This is a genomic window from Microbacterium sp. C5A9, from assembly GCF_022627955.1.
In the GTDB taxonomy this organism is placed as follows: Bacteria; Actinomycetota; Actinomycetes; order Actinomycetales; family Microbacteriaceae; genus Microbacterium.
Genome location: NZ_JABXGD010000008.1, coordinates 12,098 through 30,464, shown reverse-complemented (window position 1 = coordinate 30,464; position 18,367 = coordinate 12,098). Strand labels below are relative to the sequence as shown.

20 protein-coding genes are annotated in these 18,367 nt (G+C 68.7%); 14 read left to right on the top strand and 6 right to left on the bottom strand.

The window, feature by feature from the left end; genetic code table 11:
- Positions 1–14 precede the first annotated feature (14 nt).
- From ybeY to HWD99_RS15110, 7 genes are read left to right on the top strand one after another with little or no spacing between them, the layout of a single operon-like run.
- Positions 15–473 (top strand): rRNA maturation RNase YbeY, encoded by a 459-nt coding sequence (ybeY, locus tag HWD99_RS15140; RefSeq protein ID WP_241797025.1) that lies wholly within the window; start codon positions 15–17, stop codon positions 471–473.
- On the top strand, positions 470–1,765 hold the full coding sequence (locus HWD99_RS15135; protein WP_241797024.1) for a hemolysin family protein: 1,296 nt from the start codon (positions 470–472) through the stop codon (positions 1,763–1,765). Before ybeY ends, HWD99_RS15135 begins: the two co-directional genes overlap by 4 nt.
- Positions 1,758–2,654, top strand: a complete 897-nt coding sequence (gene era / locus HWD99_RS15130; RefSeq protein ID WP_241797023.1) for a GTPase Era — start codon at positions 1,758–1,760, stop codon at positions 2,652–2,654. Before HWD99_RS15135 ends, era begins: the two co-directional genes overlap by 8 nt.
- A 51-nt stretch (positions 2,655–2,705) precedes the next feature.
- Complete coding sequence (locus HWD99_RS15125) at positions 2,706–3,221, top strand: RNA polymerase sigma factor (RefSeq protein WP_241797022.1); 516 nt, start codon at positions 2,706–2,708, stop codon at positions 3,219–3,221.
- Between the two features lie 5 nt (positions 3,222–3,226).
- Positions 3,227–4,207, top strand: coding sequence for a hypothetical protein (locus tag HWD99_RS15120; RefSeq protein WP_241797218.1), 981 nt, complete (start codon positions 3,227–3,229; stop codon positions 4,205–4,207).
- The gene (locus HWD99_RS15115; protein WP_241797021.1) at positions 4,204–4,683 is read left to right on the top strand and encodes a hypothetical protein; all 480 of its coding nucleotides are present in this window, start codon (positions 4,204–4,206) and stop codon (positions 4,681–4,683) included. The genes HWD99_RS15120 and HWD99_RS15115 overlap by 4 nt, the downstream gene beginning before the upstream one ends.
- A 15-nt stretch (positions 4,684–4,698) precedes the next feature.
- Positions 4,699–5,640, top strand: coding sequence for an NADP-dependent oxidoreductase (locus HWD99_RS15110; RefSeq protein ID WP_241797020.1), 942 nt, complete (start codon positions 4,699–4,701; stop codon positions 5,638–5,640).
- 12 nt (positions 5,641–5,652) lie between these two features.
- Here the strand turns inward: HWD99_RS15110 and HWD99_RS15105 are convergent, their stop codons facing one another.
- Complete coding sequence (locus tag HWD99_RS15105; RefSeq protein WP_241797019.1) at positions 5,653–6,297, bottom strand: hypothetical protein; 645 nt, start codon at positions 6,295–6,297, stop codon at positions 5,653–5,655.
- A 193-nt stretch (positions 6,298–6,490) separates the two neighbouring features.
- Between HWD99_RS15105 and leuA the strand changes: the two genes are divergently transcribed.
- On the top strand, positions 6,491–8,245 hold the full coding sequence (gene leuA / locus HWD99_RS15100) for a 2-isopropylmalate synthase (RefSeq protein WP_241797018.1): 1,755 nt from the start codon (positions 6,491–6,493) through the stop codon (positions 8,243–8,245).
- Between the two features lie 195 nt (positions 8,246–8,440).
- On the opposite strand, the gene HWD99_RS15095 is transcribed toward leuA, so the two are convergent.
- The gene (locus HWD99_RS15095) at positions 8,441–9,127 is read right to left on the bottom strand and encodes a trimeric intracellular cation channel family protein (protein WP_241797017.1); all 687 of its coding nucleotides are present in this window, start codon (positions 9,125–9,127) and stop codon (positions 8,441–8,443) included.
- Between the two features lie 34 nt (positions 9,128–9,161).
- Here HWD99_RS15095 and recO point away from each other — a divergent pair, with 34 nt between their 5' ends.
- Together recO and HWD99_RS15085 are read left to right on the top strand one after the other, a co-directional pair.
- Entirely contained in the window at positions 9,162–9,908 is a 747-nt protein-coding gene (recO, locus tag HWD99_RS15090; RefSeq protein WP_241797016.1) for a DNA repair protein RecO, read from the top strand.
- On the top strand, positions 9,905–10,708 hold the full coding sequence (locus HWD99_RS15085; protein WP_241797015.1) for an isoprenyl transferase: 804 nt from the start codon (positions 9,905–9,907) through the stop codon (positions 10,706–10,708). Before recO ends, HWD99_RS15085 begins: the two co-directional genes overlap by 4 nt.
- On the opposite strand, the gene HWD99_RS15080 is transcribed toward HWD99_RS15085, so the two are convergent.
- Both HWD99_RS15080 and HWD99_RS15075 read right to left on the bottom strand, forming a co-directional pair.
- Complete coding sequence (locus HWD99_RS15080) at positions 10,648–11,274, bottom strand: AAA family ATPase (protein ID WP_241797014.1); 627 nt, start codon at positions 11,272–11,274, stop codon at positions 10,648–10,650. The two genes, HWD99_RS15085 and HWD99_RS15080, sit on opposite strands and share 61 nt — an antisense overlap.
- Positions 11,271–11,846: an AAA family ATPase gene (locus HWD99_RS15075; protein WP_241797013.1), complete on the bottom strand. Its 576-nt coding sequence runs from the start codon at positions 11,844–11,846 to the stop codon at positions 11,271–11,273. The genes HWD99_RS15080 and HWD99_RS15075 overlap by 4 nt, the downstream gene beginning before the upstream one ends.
- Positions 11,847–11,899: 53 nt before the next feature.
- Between HWD99_RS15075 and HWD99_RS15070 the strand changes: the two genes are divergently transcribed.
- Positions 11,900–12,592, top strand: coding sequence for a DsbA family protein (locus HWD99_RS15070; RefSeq protein WP_241797012.1), 693 nt, complete (start codon positions 11,900–11,902; stop codon positions 12,590–12,592).
- A 4-nt stretch (positions 12,593–12,596) separates the two neighbouring features.
- Here HWD99_RS15070 and HWD99_RS15065 read toward each other — a convergent pair whose 3' ends face one another.
- A complete protein-coding gene (locus HWD99_RS15065) occupies positions 12,597–13,364 on the bottom strand; it encodes a phosphotransferase (protein ID WP_241797217.1) in 768 nt (255 codons plus the stop codon).
- 35 nt (positions 13,365–13,399) lie between these two features.
- Entirely contained in the window at positions 13,400–13,894 is a 495-nt protein-coding gene (locus HWD99_RS15060) for a glutathione peroxidase (RefSeq protein WP_241797011.1), read from the bottom strand.
- A 59-nt stretch (positions 13,895–13,953) separates the two neighbouring features.
- On the opposite strand from HWD99_RS15060, the gene dusB reads away from it, so the two are divergent.
- The 3 genes from dusB to dnaG are packed head-to-tail and all read left to right on the top strand — an operon-like array spanning position 13,954 to position 18,360.
- The gene (gene dusB / locus HWD99_RS15055) at positions 13,954–15,108 is read left to right on the top strand and encodes a tRNA dihydrouridine synthase DusB (protein WP_241797010.1); all 1,155 of its coding nucleotides are present in this window, start codon (positions 13,954–13,956) and stop codon (positions 15,106–15,108) included.
- Positions 15,098–16,492 carry a deoxyguanosinetriphosphate triphosphohydrolase gene (locus HWD99_RS15050; protein WP_241797009.1) on the top strand — a complete coding sequence of 465 codons (1,395 nt, stop codon included), beginning with the start codon at positions 15,098–15,100 and terminating at the stop codon, positions 16,490–16,492. The genes dusB and HWD99_RS15050 overlap by 11 nt, the downstream gene beginning before the upstream one ends.
- Positions 16,492–18,360: a DNA primase gene (dnaG, locus tag HWD99_RS15045; protein ID WP_241797008.1), complete on the top strand. Its 1,869-nt coding sequence runs from the start codon at positions 16,492–16,494 to the stop codon at positions 18,358–18,360. Before HWD99_RS15050 ends, dnaG begins: the two co-directional genes overlap by 1 nt.
- The last annotated feature ends 7 nt before the right edge of the window (positions 18,361–18,367 follow it).

Genomic DNA, 18,367 nt, shown 5'->3' with positions numbered 1-18,367 from the left:
AAACGAGCACAGAAATGATCGAGATCAACAACGAGTCGGCCATCGACGTCGACGAGACCGTGCTCCAGCGCCTGACGGACTTCAACCTCGCCCAGCTGCACGTCAGCCCCGATGCCGAGGTCGCCATCGTCCTCGTCGACGAGGGTGCCATGGAGGCGCTGCACGTGCAGTGGATGGATGAGCCCGGCCCCACCGATGTGCTCAGCTTCCCCATGGACGAGCTGCGGCCCGGCACCGAGGACCGCCCGACCGCCCCCGGACTGCTCGGAGACATCGTCCTGTGCCCGCAGGTCGCCGAGACCCAGGCGCAGGCGGCCGGACACACGCTGATGGACGAGCTCATCCTGCTCGCCACGCACGGACTGCTGCACCTGCTGGGATTCGACCATGCAGAGCCCGACGAGGAGCGTGAGATGTTCGGACTGCAGAAGGAGCTCATCCAGGGCTTCGCTGCCGTCGAACGTCGACGATGACCGCGGGTCTCCTCCTCGCGGGGGCGGTGCTGCTTGTCGCCTTCGGCGGCCTCATGGCAGCCATCGACGCGGCCTTCGGCGTCACCTCGCGCTCCGACATCGCGGAGATGGGAGCAGAGGGGCGCAACGCCCGTCAGCTGGCGCGGATCGCCGTCGACCCGGATGCGCACGTCAACTCGGTCTCCTTCATCCGCGTGCTCGCCGAGACCGCGGCCGCCGTGCTCGTGACCGTGGCGTTCAGCATCCTCTTCGACAACATCTGGTGGGCGATGCTCGCCGCCGCCGTGCTGATGACCGGCATCACGTTCGTGCTCGTCGGAGCGAGTCCGCGGTCGTTCGGCCGTCAACATGCCGACCGCATCCTTCGGGCGAACGCTCCGATCGTCCGCGGCCTGCGGATCTTCCTCGGTCCGATCGCGCAGGGCCTCGTGCTCCTCGGCAACCGGGTGACGCCCGGCACAGGTCGCAGCTCGTTCACCTCTGAGGAGCAGCTGCTCAGCATGGTCGACGAGGCCGCGTCGAACGACCTCATCGAGGCCGACGACCGCGACCTCATCCACTCGGTGTTCGACTTCACCGATCAGTTCGTCCGCGCCGTCATGGTGCCGCGCACCGAGATGGTCACGGTCGACGCGACGGCCACGACCGACGAGGCGATGACGCTGTTCCTGCAGCGCGGGGTGTCGCGGATGCCCGTGGTGGACGACGACGCCGATGACGTGGTCGGCGTGCTGTATCTGAAGGACCTCGTGCAGTTCGCGTATCGCGATGAGAGCGCCTGGCGCGCGGCATCCATCCGCCCGATCTCGCGCCCCGCGACCTTCGTGCCCGAGTCCATGCGCGCCGAGACGCTCCTGCAGCAGATGAAGCGCGACGCGGTGCACGTGTGTCTCGTGATCGACGAGCACGGTGGCATCTCGGGCCTGGTGACTCTCGAGGACCTCATCGAGGAGCTCGTCGGCGAGATCTCCGACGAGTACGATCGAGTGGCAGCAGAAGTCGTCGAACTCGGCGACGGACGATACCGCGTGAGCGCCCGACTCTCGCTGGAGGATGTCGGCGACCTGTTCGGACTCGAGCTCGAGGACGACGACGTCGACTCCATCGGCGGTCTGCTGGGCAAGGCCCTGGGCCAGGTTCCTCAGCCGGGAGCCATGGCGACCGTCGAGGGATTGACCCTGACGGGAGGCGCGTCGAGAGGACGCGGACGCGGCATCGCGACGGTGTTCGTCGAACGAGCCGTGAACGATCCTGCAGGAGCAGGGCACGAAGGAGACCAGGACGATGACTGAGCAGATGCGAAGCGGGTTCGTGACCTTCGTGGGACGACCCAACGTCGGCAAGTCGACCCTCACGAACGCGCTCGTCGGCGAGAAGATCGCCATCACCAGCGAGAAGCCCCAGACCACACGGCGTGCCATCCGAGGCATCGTGAACCGGCCGGAGGGTCAGCTCGTGATCGTCGACACCCCGGGCATCCACAAGCCGCGCACTCTGCTCGGCGAGCGCCTGAACGATCTCGTGGAGCAGGTGCTCGGCGACGTCGACGTCATCGGCTTCTGCGTGCCGGCCACCGAGAAGGTGGGCCCCGGCGACCGACGTATCGCCGCCTCGCTCGACGGGTATCCGCGCGCGAAGAAGGTGGCGATCGTGACGAAGACCGATGCCGCCGGTCGCGATGAGATCACCGAACGGCTCATGGAGGTCGATGCTCTGCGTGAGGACTGGGCAGCGGTCATCCCCCTGTCGGCGCTGACCCGCGACCAGCTCGAGGTCCTCGCGGACGAGGTCCTCTCGCTCATGCCTGAGGGCCCTGCGCTGTACGGCGAGGGCGTCACGACGGACGAGTCCGAAGAGGACCGCATCGCCGAGATGATCCGCGAAGCGGCGCTCGACGGCGTCCGGGATGAGCTCCCGCACTCCATCGCCGTGGTGATCGACGACATCGCACCGCGAGAGGACAGCGACCTCACCGACGTGCATGCCTCGATCGTGGTCGAGCGCGACAGCCAGAAGGCGATCATCATCGGGCACAAGGGCAAGCGGCTGGCCGATGTGGGCCGTCGGGCGCGTGTCGGCATCGAGGAGCTGCTGGGCACGCGGGTCTTCCTGGGGCTGCACGTCAAGGTCGCCAAGGAATGGCAGCGCGACCCGAAGCAGCTCGGTCGACTCGGCTTCTGAGATGGGGAACCGACACGCTGAGCGGGTCGGGTGCTCCACCGGACGACAGAGATGAGCACCCGCGGCGACGACGCCGAGAAGCAGAAGGATCACGCCTTCAGTGCGCTCTTCGATGCGAACTGGGCGCGCGTGCGCCATCACGTCGAGGGCGTCGTCGACGACGACACCGAAGTGACGGAGATCGTGTCGGAGATCTTCCTCCACGCCTGGTCGCGCCTCGACCCGGCGAGGCCGATGGACCGTCTGTGGCTTCTGCGCGCCGCCGACCGGGTGCTGCGGTCGAGAACCGCTCGTGCGGTCACGCGGCGGACGGCGCTCGACGCGGTGCATCGGGGGATGTCCGGCGCCGAGGGTGCCGCTGACCTCACCATGCGGGTGCGCGTCCTCACAGCTTTGGGTGTCCTATCCAGGACTGAGCGGCGTATCATCATGCTGACATACTGGGATGGGCTCGCGGTGGGGGAGATCGCTGAGATGCTGCGCAGCCCGAAGATCCGAGTGAGGAAGACGCTGCGTCGCGCACAGCAGAAGCTGCGCACGGCGCTCGGACTGGAGGAGGCGGGGTGACGGCGATGGGCGACCACGCGCTGCTGGATCGGGTGTTGACGGAGGCGGATCCCGCCCGGACCCCGCGGGATGCGCATCCCGGCGCCGCCGCACTGATGGTGCGCGACAGGATCATCCGCACCTCGCGCGCTCCTCGACGACGCCGCGCCGTCGCCGTCGGATGGGCCTCCGGCCTCGCCGCGGCCGCCGCAGCCGCCGTCGTGGCTGTCGCGGTTCTCGTGCCGCAGGGTGAGGCGGTCGCCGAGGGGCTCGACCCTCTCGACTTCTCATCCGCCGAGAGCGCAGCTGCCACGGTGGAGAGCGCGCAGGAGTCGCTGGCAGCGAGTGACGGTCCGATCGCCCCGGAGCGAGTCGTGCGATCCGCGAACTGGGCATTCGACATCAACGGGAGCACCGGCGAGACAGAGGTGGTGCCGCAGCTGACCGTACTGCAGTGGGAGCCCGACCTCTCCGGTCATATGACGAGCATCCTCGGTGTGCCTTACGATCCGGCCGATGCGACGGCGAACATGGGTGCAGAGGTGAGCAGCTCGGGACAGATCTCGGTCGATCTGCCGATCGAGCCCGGCCAGTTCGCGACCGCGGTTCCCGACGCCTTCGGCAGCAGCGAACAGGAGGTCGAGGCGGCCCTCTCGGCGTTCGGGATGCCGGCGGACCCCACGGGAGCCGAGGTGCTCACGGCCATGACGACGATGCTCCAGCAGTGGACGCTGACCAACCCGCAGCAGTCGCAGCTGCTCGGGATCCTCGAGGCCACGGGCGATGCCGAGGGGCTGGGGTCGACGGTCGATCGCCTCGGCCGTCCGGCAGCGGGCCTGCGGGTCGTGTCGGATGACGGAGCGGCGAGCGACGTCGTGCTGATGTCGATCGACACCGGCCGCATCATCGGCATCGAGCGCACGAACCTCGAGGACACCGATCTGATCGACGCCGGCGCTGTCGTCTCGTACACGCTGTGGGATCTCGACGAGAGCCTGATCCGATGAGAGCGCGTCGCGTCGCCGTCGCGATCGTGCTGGGCGTTCTCGCCGCCGGAACGCTGGGCGGTGCCGCGCAGGCCGAGGGCTTCGGCGATGAAGAGGTCGCGAGCCTGATCGTCGAAGTGATGGACGAGGTGCCCGGCGGGGTCATCGTCGACAGGAACCACGCGGTGTGGCCCGAGCTGGGCATGGCGCTCACGGTGCCCGCTCGCGGCGACATCGCTCTGCGCGCGGCCGTCGGCTCGTGCGCCAACGGACAGGTGTGCGCCTTCACCGGCGGCTCGCTGACCGGGGCCAAGCTCAGCTGGACGACGTGCTCGACGCACACGATCCCGTCGAGCTTCGTCACGAGGTCCATCGCCGATGCGCGCTCGAGCGGATCCGCTCAGGCGAGGAAGGTCACGACGGTTCTCGCGACGGCTCCCGCCAACGGCTGGGCGAACGTCTCCGGCGCGGCGGACAATCTGCGCTGCGTGCTCTGAGATGCGGGATCGCCCATGACCGTCGCCGCACGATGGATCGCCACCACCTGGGGAGGTCCCGACTCGTGGGACCTCGTCCAGGCGGAGGTGCCGGCGCCGCAGACGGGCGAGGTGACGGTCCGCGTCCACGCGGCGGGAGTGAACCCCGCTGACGCCAAGCACGTCGCGACGCCCCGGCCCGGTGTCGAGCTGCCCGTCCCGATCGGATACGAGATCTCCGGAGTCGTCACCGCGATCGGACCCGACACGCGCATCGGCTCCGGCGAGGTGTCGATCGGTGATGAGGTCGTCGCGTTCCGCGTCCGCGGGGGGTATGCCACGCAGCTCACCCTGCCGGCCGAGAAGGCTTTCGCCAAGCCCACGACTCTCACGCATGCCGAGGCGGCGAACCTGCTCCTCGCCGGAACCACGGCGGCCGAGATGCTGTCCGTGACCCGTGCGGCGCCGGGGGAGACGGTCCTGCTCCACGGCGCGTCTGGCGCGGTCGGCGTCAGTCTGCTGCAGCAGGCCGCACTCCGCGGGATCACCGTGATCGGGACGGCGAGCGAGGCGCGTGCGCAGGTCGTGCGCGACTTCGGTGGAGTCCCGGTGCGCTACGGCCCTGGTCTCGCCGACCGCGTGCGCGCTCTGGCAGGAGAGGATGTCGTCGTCTCGCTCGACGCCGTGGGGACGGATGAGGCGATCGACGTCTCGCTCGAGCTCGTCGCCGACAGGAGCCGCATCGTGACGATCGCCGCTCCCGCTCGTGCCGCCGCCGAGGGCATCCTCGCCATCGCGGGCTCTCAGCCTGCGAGCGCGCGCTTCCGCGATCAGATCCGCGGCGAGCTCGTGGCACTGGCGCAGAACGGCGATCTGGTCGTACCCGTGGCGCGGACGTTCCCGCTGGACGAGGCGCCGGCGGCGCTCGCCCTGCTCGCAGAAGGGCATCCGGGCGGCAAGCTCGCGCTCATTCCCTGATCGCCGCGCGGGCTAGCCGACCGTCCGGAGGGCGGACGTGACGATGACGACGCCCTGTCCGTATGCGGTATCGACGGCATCCTGCAGTGTGCCGTCGTCCCAGACGACCTGCACCCAGACGTAGCCCCGCTCAGGCCACGCTGTCAACGCGTCGGTGCCGAGCCACGCGAACACCTCGTCCTGCACCCGAGACAACTCGCGTTCTTCGTTGCGCCCGTCCACTCCTCCCGTAGGGTCCTCGCTCGGCATCGGGTCGTACAGGGCGAGAAGCATCGGGGTATCCGTGAGCGTGAATCGCTCGCCGTCATACACACCCCGCGCGGCGTAAGAGCCCCACCTGACCTGACCGCTCGTCTCGCTGCCGTCGACCTGATCCCACGTCCACCCGTCGACGGGGACGCCGACGCACTGCGGCGGGTCCGACTCCATCACGATGCCGAGGCAGATCTCGACGTCACCGGCTGCATCGATCACCGTGCCGGCCGCGGTCACCGGACCCTCGGGCGGAGCGACGACCGGCGCAGTCGCAGGAAGCCCCGCCGGTGAGCTCGTCGGGGCGGGGGAGGAGCCTGCATCCGTCGAACAGCCTGACAGCACGAGAAGGGCGGTCACAGCGACTGTGGCGGAGGCAGACGCGAGAGTGCGCGAGATCTTCATACTCCCTAGTGTCGCGCGCGCCCCGATCGTCTCGCCGTGTCGACCCGGGGCCGCACCCTGCTAACATGGCCGCATGCCTTTCGGCGGTCTGCTTCTTCTTAGCTGCCGCGACGAGTCCTAAAGCTAGGGCCTTCCTCGTCGCGGCGCTTGTGTTGGCCCGTTCATATTTCTGACGAAGAGAAGAAGCCCCATCATGCAGAACACTCAGCGCCCGTCCGCGATGCCGATCCACAAGTACCGGCCGTTCCACGAGCAGATCACCGTCAACCTGCCTGATCGCACCTGGCCGGATGCCCGCATCACCGAGGCCCCCCGGTGGTGCGCCGTCGACCTGCGCGACGGGAACCAGGCGCTCATCGACCCGATGTCGCCGGAGCGCAAGCGCGTCATGTTCGAGCTGCTCGTCAGCATGGGGTACAAGGAGATCGAGGTCGGCTTCCCCTCGGCGAGCCAGACGGACTTCGACTTCGTCCGCCAGCTCATCGAGGAGAACCTGATCCCCGACGACGTCACGATCCAGGTGCTGACCCAGGCGCGCGAGCACCTGATCGCCCGGACTTACGAGTCGATCGCCGGGGCCAAGCAGGCGATCGTGCACCTGTACAACTCGACGAGCGTGCTGCAGCGCGAGGTCGTGTTCCGCACCGACAAGCAGGGCATCATCGACATCGCGCTCGAGGGCGCGCGCCTGTGCCGTCAGTACGAGAAGACGATCCCCGACACGCAGGTCTACTACGAGTACTCACCCGAGAGCTACACGGGCACCGAGCTCGAGTTCGCCGTCGACGTCTGCAACCAGGTGATCGAGATCTTCGAGCCCACGCCCGACCGCAAGGTGATCATCAACCTGCCGGCGACCGTCGAGATGGCTTCGCCGAACGTCTACGCCGACTCGATCGAGTGGATGAGTCGCAACCTCGCCCACCGCGAGAACGTCATCCTGTCGCTGCACCCGCACAATGACCGCGGCACCGCGATCGCCGCGGCCGAGCTCGGCTACATGGCAGGCGCCGACCGCATCGAGGGCTGCCTCTTCGGCAACGGTGAGCGCACGGGCAACGTCGACATCGTCGCCCTGGGCATCAACCTGTTCACGCAGGGCATCGATCCGCAGATCGACTTCAGCGACATCGACCAGGTCAAGCGCACGGTCGAGTACTGCAATCAGCTGCCGGTGCCCGAGCGCAGCCCGTGGGCCGGAGACCTGGTCTTCACGGCGTTCAGCGGCTCGCACCAGGACGCGATCAAGAAGGGCTTCGAGGCGATGGCCGCCCGGGCCGAGGCCGAGGGCGTCACGGTCGACGACATCGAGTGGGCCGTGCCGTACCTGCCGGTCGACCCCAAGGACCTCGGTCGCTCGTACGAGGCCGTGATCCGCGTGAACTCGCAGTCCGGCAAGGGGGGTGTGGCGTACCTGCTGAAGGCGGACCACGCGATCGACCTGCCGCGCAAGCTGCAGATCGAGTTCTCGGGTGTCGTGCAGACGAAGACCGATGCCGAGGGCGGCGAGGTCACCAGCGAGCAGATCTGGTCGATCTTCAACGACGAGTACCTCCCCGCTACCGACACCGACGCCAAGTGGGGCCGGTTCGAGCTGCTCTCGACGCAGACCCGCAGCGACATGTCGGGCGATGTGGTGCTCGATGTGACCCTGCGCGACGATGACCAGCAGGTCGCGGTCGCCGGCAACGGCAACGGCCCGATCGCCGCGTTCATCGAGGTGCTGCGCGGTCAGGGCTTCGACATCACGCTCTACGACTACGTCGAGCACGCTCTCAGCGCCGGCGGCGACGCGCAGGCCGCGGCCTACGTCGAGCTGCAGATCGGCGACCAGCGCCTGTGGGGCGTCGGCATCGACGGCGACATCTCGACGGCCTCGCTGAAGGCGATCGTCTCGGGCGTCAACCGATCGATCCGCACCCGCCAGCAGGAGCTCGCCGCGGTCTGATCGGATGCTCGCTCCCGATCGTCGAGCGAGGACGGCGGAGCCGACCGAGACGAGGCACGGTGAGGGACGCCGCGCGCGTCACCACGTCTCGTCTCGGCGCTTCGCTCCTCGCTCGACGACCGGGGTCTCGGTGCGGAGACCCGCACCGAGTGAGCGCCGGCGAGCCGACGGGTGATCGCTCCACGACCGGCGGCGTCAGGGCTTGATGATCGGGATGACACCGGTCTCGGCGGCGACCTTGCGGCGGTAGAGGCGCCGCTGCTCGGGCAGCGACACGTCGAAGCTCACGGCGAGCACGCGGATGATCGCGGTGACGACGATGCCGAGCACTGCGGCGAGCGGGATGGGCATGCCGAAGGCGTTCGCGATCACGATGAACGTGCACCCTGCTCCTGCGGCCACGGCGTAGAGCGAACCGACGTGCATGATCGCGGTCGGCAGTCCCATCAGCATGTCTCGCAGAACGCCGCCGCCGACCGCGGCGCACGCCCCGATGAAGACCGCGGGCACCGGAGGGATGCCGAACGCGATGGCCTTGCTGGTGCCGAAGGCGCCGAACATGCCGATGACCACGGCGTCGAGCACGACGATGACCCTGTTGAGTCGATCGAAGAGGCCGGCCAGCAGCATGCCGAGCAGCGATGCTCCGGTCGCCGTGAGCAGATACCAGTTGTTCTGCAGGGTCGCGGGGGTCTGGCCGAGGAGGATGTCGCGGATGAGACCTCCGCCCATGCCGATCATGATCCCGATGATCGCGACGCCGAGCCAGTCGAGCCGTCGCTGGCCCTGGAAGCCCGAGGCGAACATCGCGCCCTGCACCCCGCCGAGGCCGACGCCGAGCAGGTCCGCCCAGAGCGGAATGATGAAGAGCGGTTCGGTCACCCCTCCATTCTCCCGCACGGAGGATAATCGAGGAGTGCCCACCTACCGAGACGAAGCGGTGATCCTGCGCACCCACAAACTGGGGGAGGCGGATCGCATCGTCACGATGCTCTCGCGCGGGCACGGCAAGATCCGTGCGGTCGCCAAGGGAGTGCGGCGCACATCGTCGAAGTTCGGCTCCCGTCTCGAGCCGTTCATGGTCGCCGACGTGCAGCTCTACCAGGGGCGTTCGCTCGACATCGTGCAGCAGGCCGAGTCGCTCGGCTCGTACGGATCCGACATCGCGGCGCACTACGACCGGTTCACCTCGGCCAACGCCATGGTCGAGACCGCCGACCGACTCAGCGACTCCGAGGCGACACCCCAGCAGTACCTCCTGCTCGTGGGCGGTCTGCGCGCGCTGTCTCGGGGCGAGCACTCGCCGCGCAGCATCCTCGATTCGTATCTGCTTCGCGTCATGGCGCTGTCGGGGTGGGCGCCATCGCTCGGCGACTGCGCCCGTTGCGCTGCTCCCGGGCCCCACGCGCATTTCGTCGGACAGCTCGGTGGCGCGGTGTGCGTGAACTGCGCACCGGCCGGAAGCCCGCGGGTGGCCGACCGGACCCTGTCGCTGCTGCGCTCGCTCATGGCCGGCGAGTGGGATGTCATCGACGCGGCTCCGCATGCCGACACGGCGGCGGCCTCCGGCCTCGTCGCCGCCTACGCCCAATGGCATCTGGAGCGCGGCATCCGCTCGCTCGCGCACCTCGTGGCCGATGAACCCCGAGAAGGAGCACGGTGAGTCCCAAGCCCTATACGCACAAGGATGCCGTGGCGTATCGCCCGCTCGACTGGACGGGCGTCCACCCACCTGAGTTCCCCGTCGTTCCCGAGCACGTCGCGATCGTCATGGACGGCAACGGCCGTTGGGCCAACCGGCGGGGGCTGAACCGCGTCGAAGGGCACAAGGCCGGCGAGGAGGTTCTTCTCGACGTCGTGGCCGGGGCGATCCAGGCCGGCGTGAAGCATCTCTCCGTCTACGCGTTCTCGACGGAGAACTGGGCACGCTCACCGGAAGAAGTCCGCTTCCTCATGGGATACAACCGCGACGTGCTGCATCGTCGTCGGGACCAGCTCAACGAGTGGGGCGTGCGCGTGCGCTGGGCCGGCCGCAAGCCGCGGCTCTGGGGCAGCGTGATCAAGGAGCTGCAGTACGCCGAGCAGCTCACCCGCGACAACGACGTGCTCACGCTCACGATGTGCGTGAACTACGGCGGGCGGGTCGAACTGGTCGATGCGATGCGCTCCATCGCCGCGGATGTCGCTGCCGGTCGGGTCAAGCCCGCGGCGATCAGCGAGAAGATGATCCGGCGCAATCTCTACGTCTCGGACATGCCCGACGTCGATCTGTTCCTGCGCAGCTCGGGGGAGCAGCGCACCTCGAACTTCCTCCTGTGGCAGTCGGCCTACGCCGAGATGGTCTTCCTCGACACTCTCTGGCCCGACTTCTCGCGTGAGGAGCTGTGGCGGGCGATCGGCGTCTACGTGTCGCGGGATCGCCGTTTCGGCGGGGCCGTCGACACACCGGATGCGCCTGCCTGAGCCCGCAGCCATCGCTCCGTCTCACGCGGGTGGCGCAGCCTGACGATCGTCAGATGCGGGAACCGCTCCGTCTTCAGCGGCATCTGCGTGGTCCAGAATCGTCGGGTCTTCGTCTGCCAGGCGAGGATGCTGCGCGAGGGGTCACGTGTCGTCAGCAGACGCCAGAGCGGTTTCTCGACATTCCCGTTGTACATGCGCGTCCGCAGGATGCTGCGGCTCAGCGTGCGGCGCAGCAGCCGCGTGCGCACGATCGGCCAGGGGTAGTCGAGCCAGATCACGAGCTGTGCCCGCGGCGTCATGATCTCGTCGGTCCCCTTGCTCGTGTACTGCCATTCGGTGATCCAGCGATCCGTCGCCGCGAACGACCTGACGTCGTCGAGGAACGCGGGCCGGGGCGTCCACTGCGGCCCGTGATGCAGGGCGTCCATCTCGTGGCGATCGAGATCCCAGAGGCTCGCGAGCCGGGCGGCGAGCGTCGTCTTCCCTGATCCTGTGATCCCGGCGATGAGCACCCGCTCGGGGCGGAGCGGCAGCGGATCGTCGGCCGTCAGCATCCGAGCGGTCATCGGTCCGTGTCCTGTCGCGCCACCGTCAGCCACCTGTCGACCTGCCTCGGATGCGTCAGACGCACCACGGGCAGGTGGGGATGCTCTGCCATGATGTGCGGCATGCGTCTCTCCCACTTGTGGCGCGTGTCCTTCTGCCAGCGCAGGATGTCGTTGTCACCGGTCCAGGCGTCGCGTCGCCACAGAGCCGGCTCCACATTGCCGTTCCAGAGCGGCGTGCGGAAGAGGCGGCGTCCGATCGTCCGCCGGAGGAGCCGACGGCGGACCAGCGGGAACGGGTAGTCCAACCAGATCACCAGCTGCGCACGCGGGGCCAGGATCCGGTCGGTGCCTCTGCTCGTGTACTGCCACTCGGTGATCCAGCGGTCCTCCGCGGCGAACGCTCGTACATCGTCGAGGAACGTCGGGCGCGGGGTCCATCCCTCGCCGTGGAACAGCGCATCGATCTCGACGTGCCGCAGATCCCAGAGCGCCGCGATGCGCCGGGCGAGCGTGGTCTTGCCCGACCCGGTCACCCCGGCGATCAGCACCCTTGAGGGGCTGAACGGCAGCGGGTCGTCGGCGCAGAGCATCCGAGAATCCTACCGACGGAATAGCGCACAGGCTCATGCGGTTGGATGTGAGTGTGAGTGAAGCCATCTCGATCGACATCTGGTCCGACATCGCCTGCCCCTGGTGCTACATCGGCAAGCGCAACCTCGAGAAGGGGCTCGAAGCCGTCGCCGGCGACGATGACGTCCCCCAGGTGGACATCACCTTCCACTCGTTCGAGCTCTCGCCCGACACCCCCGTCGACTTCGACGGCGATGAGATCGACTTCCTCGCCGGGCACAAGGGAATGCCCCGCGATCAGGTGGAGCAGATGCTCTCGCACGTCACGGGCGTCGCGGAGAACGCCGGTCTCGAGTACCGGTTCGACCTTCTGCAGCACACGAACACCGTGAAGGCCCACGAGCTCCTCCACTTCGCGAAGGCGCAGGGAGTGCAGCACGAGATGGAGGAGCGGCTGATGTCCGCCTACTTCACCGAGGGCAAGCACGTCGGCCGTATCGACGACCTGGTCGCCCTCGCGGTCGAGGTGGGGCTCAACCCCGACGACACGCGCGACGCTCTGGTCTCGTCGCGTCATCTCGCCGACGTCCGACAGGACCAGGCGCAGGCTCAGGCCTACGGCATCCAGGGCGTGCCGTTCTTCGTCATCGACGGCCAGTACGGCATCAGCGGCGCGCAGCCGCCCGCCGCGTTCGAGAACGTGCTGCGCGATCTCTGGGCCAAGCGGGGGCAGGCGGACAGCGACCTCGAAGAGGCTGCGGTCTGAGATCTCAGGCGTCGCCCTGCAGCGGCGCCGGAGTGAGCGCGGCGAGCCAGACATCGCGGTGTGTGCCGACGTAGTCCACGACGGCACTCCAGTGCGAGCCGTGGCCGTCGGCGAACATCGACGCCCACGGTTCGCGGCCCTGCTCGTGCGAGGCGGCGAGCAGATCGCGCATCGCCGCGGCGCGCTCGCGCATCGCCTCGGGCAGCAGGAGCCGCAGCGCGCGGTCGGCGCCGTACCCGTCGGCGAAGGCACGCAGGTCGCGTCCTGCATCCTCAGGCGGCACCTGGACGCGGGAGAGTGTGAAGGCCTGTGCCGCATAGGCGAGATCCCACAGGCGCGTGCTGGGTGCTGCGGCATCCCAGTCGATGAAGACCCACCGCTCTCCGAGGACCAGGTTCCAGGGCGCCAGGTCGTTGTGGCACACGAGGTCGGCACCCGGAGCCGCGATGGCGGTCTCCCACGCGGCATCGCGCGAGGTGAAATCCGCGGTCGCGTCGTGGATGGCCCTGACCATCGTGCCGACACGGCGCAGCTGGTCGTGCGAGAGCGGCCCCGCGTCCATCGCGAGGGTGCCGGGGACGTACTCCACGACCTGCCGTCCCCGGTCATCGCGCCCGAGGGGCTCGGCAAGATCGACGCCCCGCGCGCGCACGTGACGCATGAGCGCATGCACGTTCGGCGTCGACGGACTCCAGGCCTTGCGCACCGTGTCGCCGACCCTGGTGACCTGGCCGCTCGCATGTCCGCCGGTCAGCGGCTGCTCGTCGTGCATGCGCAGTCCAGGCGTCGCGGGGTCGGCCACGCCTTCTAGCGGGCGAGCGCGGCCTCGATGGCGCCGACGATCGCGGGGTCGTTCGGCTTCTGCTTCGGCCGGAACCGGATCACCTCTCCGTCGGGCAGGACGAGGAACTTCTCGAAGTTCCACTCGACGCGGCCGGCCTTGCCGCCGGCATCCGGGGTCTGCTTCAGCGTCTTGTAGAGGTCGGTGGCGTTCTTTCCGTTGACCTTCACCTTGTCAGTGATCGGGAAGGTGACGCCGTACGTCGTGGAGCAGAACTCCAGGATCTGATCGACCGAGCCCGGCTCCTGGCCGAAGAACTGGTTGCAGGGGAACCCGACGACGCTGAACCCGCGGTCGCCGTACAGACGCTGCAGCTCTTCGAGCTGTTCGTACTGCGGTGTGAGTCCGCACTTCGAGGCGACGTTCACCACGAGCACCACGTCGGCACCGAGATCGTCGAGCGTCTTCTCCGTGCCGTCGGCGTCGGTGAAGGGGATGGAACGGACAGCGGGATCGGTCATGTTCACAGCTTAGATCGATGCGCCGCGACGGGCTCCGTGTCTGGGAGAATGGAGAGGACATGACTCTCGCCACCACCCCCGCCCGTACCCTCCGCATCGGTCCGATCGCCCTCGACGTGCCGGTGGTCCTGGCACCCATGGCCGGGATCACGAACACCGCCTTCCGTCGGCTCTGCCGCGAGTACGGCGCAGGACTGTACGTCAGCGAGATGATCACGTCTCGTGCTCTGGTCGAGCGCAACGAGACGACCATGCGGCTCATCCGGCACCACGAGTCCGAGACGCCGCGCTCGATCCAGCTGTACGGCGTCGATCCGCACACGATCGCCGAGGCGGTGCGCATCATCGTCGCCGAGGACCACGCCGACCACATCGACCTGAACTTCGGATGCCCGGTTCCCAAGGTGACCCGCAAGGGCGGGGGAGCGGCGCTGCCGTGGAAGAGCTCGCTGTTCTCGGACATCGTCACGCAGGCGGTCAAGGCCGCGGGAGACATCCCCCTGACCGTGAAGATGCGCAAGGGCATCGATCCTGACCACCTCACGTTCCTCGACGCGGGACGCGCCGCCGAGGATGCGGGTGTCGCGTCGATCGCTCTGCACGCGCGCACCGCCAGCGAGTTCTACTCGGGTCACGCCGACTGGAACGCGATCGGCGAGCTCAAGCAGGCCGTGACGAGCGTTCCGGTGCTCGGCAACGGAGACATCTGGTCGGCCGACGACGCGGTGCGCATGATGCAGCAGACCGACTGCGACGGAGTGGTCGTCGGACGCGGATGCCTGGGACGCCCCTGGCTGTTCGGCGAACTGGCCGCCGCGTTCGGTGCCGAGTCGCATCCCGTCGACGCGACCCTGGGATTCGTCGCCGATGCCTTCCGCCGTCACGCCGAGCTCCTCGTCGAGTTCTTCGAGGACGAGGATCGCGGCTGCCGTGACGTGCGCAAGCACGTCGCGTGGTACTTCAAGGGCTATCCGGTCGGTGGAGACATCCGCACGGGTCTCGCCACGGCCTCCAGCCTCGCCGAGATCGACGACCTGCTCGGACGCCTCGACCACGACGCTCCGTACCCGGGTGCAGATGCCGAGGGGCAGCGCGGCCGGTCGGGCCGCCCGAAGCGCCCGGCGCTGCCGGACAAGTGGCTGGAGTCGCGCGAGCTCGCGGCGTCGGCGTCGGAGATGATGCGAGGGGCGGAGATCGAGAACAGTGGTGGCTGATCTGCAGTCAGGGGCGTCCGCGGGGCGCACCGATGGGTATGACCCTCGCGATGCCGAGCGCTTCTTCGCCGAGACCCACCGTTCCGAACGCGACGACTTCGCCCGCGATCGCGCGCGCGTGCTGCACACCGCGGCCCTCCGGCGTCTCGCCGCGAAGACCCAGGTGCTGAGCCCCGCGAGCACCGCGGATTTCGCCCGTAACCGCCTCACGCACTCGCTCGAGGTCGCGCAGGTCGGTCGTGAGCTGGCCACGGCGCTCGGCGTCTCGGCCGATGTGGTCGACACGGCCTGCCTCAGCCACGACCTCGGACACCCGCCCTTCGGTCACAATGGCGAGCGGGCGCTCAACGAGTGGGCGGCGGACATCGGCGGGTTCGAGGGGAACGCACAGTCGCTGCGCATCCTCACGCGGCTCGAGGCGAAGGTCATCGACGATTCCGGCCAGTCGGTCGGCCTGAACCTCACCAGAGCCAGTCTCGATGCGACGTGCAAGTACCCCTGGACGGTCGACAGCCCGGTGCCCGATCCGGGCGGACGCCTCAAGTTCGGCGTGTACCCCGAGGACGAGGCGGTGTTCCGGTGGATGCGCGAGGGAGCGACCGGTCGCCTCCGCTGCATCGAAGCCGAGATCATGGACCTCTCCGACGACATCGGCTACTCGGTGCACGACTTCGAGGACGCGATCGTCAACGGCTACGTCGACGTGGCTCAGCTCTCCGACCCGCGGGCGCACGATTCGCTGATCGACCGCATCCAGCAGTGGGTCGGCTACGACTTCACCCGCGATGAGCTCGCCGACGCTCTGTACCGCCTGGCCTCGCAGCCGATGTGGTTGAAGTCGTTCGACCGGTCGCGGCACGACCTCGCGCGGCTCAAGAACCTCACGAGCGACTTCATCGGCCGATTCGCCCGTGCCGCCGTGTCGGCGACGCGCGAGGCCTACGCCGGCCCCGTGCTCGTGCGGTACAACGCGCACGTCGTCGTCCCCCGCGTCATCGAAGCCGAGATCGCCGTGCTCAAGGGGATCATGGGGCAGGCGATCGTGACGATCGACGCACGCAAGGGCGTCTACAAGGAGCAGCGCCGCGTTCTCACCCGACTCGCCGACGCGCTCTGGTCGACAGACGCGCTGTGGTCTGCGGGCGCCGACGTGCTCGAGCCCGCCTTCTCGGCGGACTTCGTCGCGGCGACCAGCGATACTGAGCGCGCGCGCGTGGTGGTCGACCAGATCGCGAGTCTCACCGACCAGAGCGCGATCGACTGGCACAACCGGCTCGTGGGAGAGATCGACCCCGCGGAGGTCGGCATCTGGAATCCGCGTCATGCGCGCCCCGGAGCACGCGTGCACACGCCGCGGCAGGCGGTCGTCGAAGGGGCCGGCTGATGCCCCGCATCCGCCAGGCAGACGTCGACGAGGTCAAAGCCCGCACGAACATCGCCGACATCGTCGGAGAGCGGGTCTCGCTGAAGTCCGCCGGTGTCGGATCGCTCAAGGGCCTATGCCCGTTCCATGACGAGAAGAGCCCGAGCTTTCACGTCCGACCGCAGGTCGGCTACTACCACTGCTTCGGTTGCGGAGAATCCGGCGACGTCTACTCGTTCCTGCGGGAGATGGATCACGTCAGCTTCACCGAGGCCGTCGAGAGGCTTGCCGGACGCATCGGCTACTCGCTGCACTACGAAGACGGGGGATCGGCGCCGGAGACGAGCGGTCGCAGTCGCCTCTATGCGGCGAACACCGCGGCGGCGGAGTTCTTCCGCTCGCAGCTGCTCACGCCGGATGCCGAGGCAGGGCGACGCTTTCTGGGCGAGCGCGGCTTCGATGCCGGTGCCGCGGCCCACTTCGGGGTCGGCTTCGCCCCCCGCGGGTGGGACGGGATGCTCAAGGCGCTGACGGCGCAGGGATTCACCCGCGAGGAGCTCAGCACCGCGGGGCTCGTCTCGACGGGACAGCGCGGAGTGTACGACCGCTTCCGTGGCCGGCTGGTGTGGCCCATCCGCGACGTGTCCGGTCAGACGATCGGCTTCGGCGCGCGCAAGCTCTTCGACGACGACCAGGGGCCGAAGTATCTGAACACCCCGGAGACGCCGATCTACAAGAAGGCGCAGGTGCTGTACGGCCTCGACCTCGCCAAGCGCGACATCGCGCGCGGCGATCCTCGCCGGGTCGTCGTCGTCGAGGGATACACCGACGTGATGGCGTGTCACCTGGCCGGACTGACCACGGCGATCGCGACCTGTGGAACCGCATTCGGCACCGACCACATCAAGGTGCTTCGCCGCGTCATGGGCGACGACAACGCATCCGGCGAGGTCGTCTTCACCTTCGACGGCGACGAGGCGGGCCAGAAGGCGGCGCTGCGCGCATTCACCGAGGACGACCGCTTCAACGCGCAGACCTTCGTCGCCGTGGCGCCCGACGGTCTCGACCCGTGCGACCTGCGCCTGCAGCGCGGAGACTCGGCCGTGCGGTCGCTCATGGAGACCAAGCAGCCGATGTTCGAGTTCGCGATCGACCGCAAGCTCGGCGGCTTCGACCTCTCCACGGTCGAGGGGCGCGTGGGTGCGTTGCGCGCCGCGGCGCCGATCGTCGCCGAGATCCGCGACCGCCTCCTGCGTCCGGGGTATGAGCGCGTGCTGGCGCGCCGACTGGGCATGGACCCGACTGAGGTGCACGGCGAGGTCGAGCGCGCGGCACGGGGCGCGTCGCAGAGCGGCAGGCAGGAGCCGAGCAGGCGCGACGCCGCGAGTGAGGCGCAGCACGCCGGCGGCTCGGCCGTCGCCCCCGTCACGCTGGCGAGCCTGCCGCGCACGGCGGACGTCGCCGTCGAGCGCGATGCGCTGATGGGGGCGCTCCAGTACGGTCACCGCATCGACCAGATCCTGCTCACCCGCGCACTGGAGCAGCCGTTCCGCACGCCCGGGCTCGACGCCGTGCGTGAGGCCGTGGCTTCCGCTCCGGACCGCACGCGCGCGGGGTGGGTGACCGAGGCCGTGAACTCCGTGCGCGAGCCGTATCGCTCGCTTGCGGGCGAGCTGCTGATGACCCCTTTCCCGGCACGGAACGAAGAGGGAGCCGTCGTCTCGACGACAGATCTCGCCCGCCGCCTGATCCTGCGTGGTCTCGAGCATGAGAAGCAGGAGCTGCTCGGTGCGGTGCAGCGGGTGCCCGCCGACTCCGACGGCGGCCGTGCACTGCGCATGAGACTGCGCGACATCGATGTCGAGCGTCAGCGGTTCACCGAGTCGTAACGAGGCG

Excerpts from the sequence above, each read along its gene's own strand:
- ybeY (WP_241797025.1), top strand. The coding sequence starts at position 15 with ATGATCGAGATCAACAACGAGTCGGCCATCGACGTCGACGAGACCGTG.
- HWD99_RS15135 (WP_241797024.1), top strand. The coding sequence starts at position 470 with ATGACCGCGGGTCTCCTCCTCGCGGGGGCGGTGCTGCTTGTCGCCTTC.
- era (WP_241797023.1), top strand. The coding sequence starts at position 1,758 with ATGACTGAGCAGATGCGAAGCGGGTTCGTGACCTTCGTGGGACGACCC.
- HWD99_RS15125 (WP_241797022.1), top strand. The coding sequence starts at position 2,706 with ATGAGCACCCGCGGCGACGACGCCGAGAAGCAGAAGGATCACGCCTTC.
- HWD99_RS15120 (WP_241797218.1), top strand. The coding sequence starts at position 3,227 with ATGGGCGACCACGCGCTGCTGGATCGGGTGTTGACGGAGGCGGATCCC.
- HWD99_RS15115 (WP_241797021.1), top strand. The coding sequence starts at position 4,204 with ATGAGAGCGCGTCGCGTCGCCGTCGCGATCGTGCTGGGCGTTCTCGCC.
- HWD99_RS15110 (WP_241797020.1), top strand. The coding sequence starts at position 4,699 with ATGACCGTCGCCGCACGATGGATCGCCACCACCTGGGGAGGTCCCGAC.
- HWD99_RS15105 (WP_241797019.1), bottom strand. The coding sequence starts at position 6,297 with ATGAAGATCTCGCGCACTCTCGCGTCTGCCTCCGCCACAGTCGCTGTG.
- leuA (WP_241797018.1), top strand. The coding sequence starts at position 6,491 with ATGCAGAACACTCAGCGCCCGTCCGCGATGCCGATCCACAAGTACCGG.
- HWD99_RS15080 (WP_241797014.1), bottom strand. The coding sequence starts at position 11,274 with ATGACCGCTCGGATGCTGACGGCCGACGATCCGCTGCCGCTCCGCCCC.
- HWD99_RS15075 (WP_241797013.1), bottom strand. The coding sequence starts at position 11,846 with ATGCTCTGCGCCGACGACCCGCTGCCGTTCAGCCCCTCAAGGGTGCTG.
- HWD99_RS15065 (WP_241797217.1), bottom strand. The coding sequence starts at position 13,364 with ATGCACGACGAGCAGCCGCTGACCGGCGGACATGCGAGCGGCCAGGTC.
- HWD99_RS15060 (WP_241797011.1), bottom strand. The coding sequence starts at position 13,894 with ATGACCGATCCCGCTGTCCGTTCCATCCCCTTCACCGACGCCGACGGC.
- dusB (WP_241797010.1), top strand. The coding sequence starts at position 13,954 with ATGACTCTCGCCACCACCCCCGCCCGTACCCTCCGCATCGGTCCGATC.
- dnaG (WP_241797008.1), top strand. The coding sequence starts at position 16,492 with ATGCCCCGCATCCGCCAGGCAGACGTCGACGAGGTCAAAGCCCGCACG.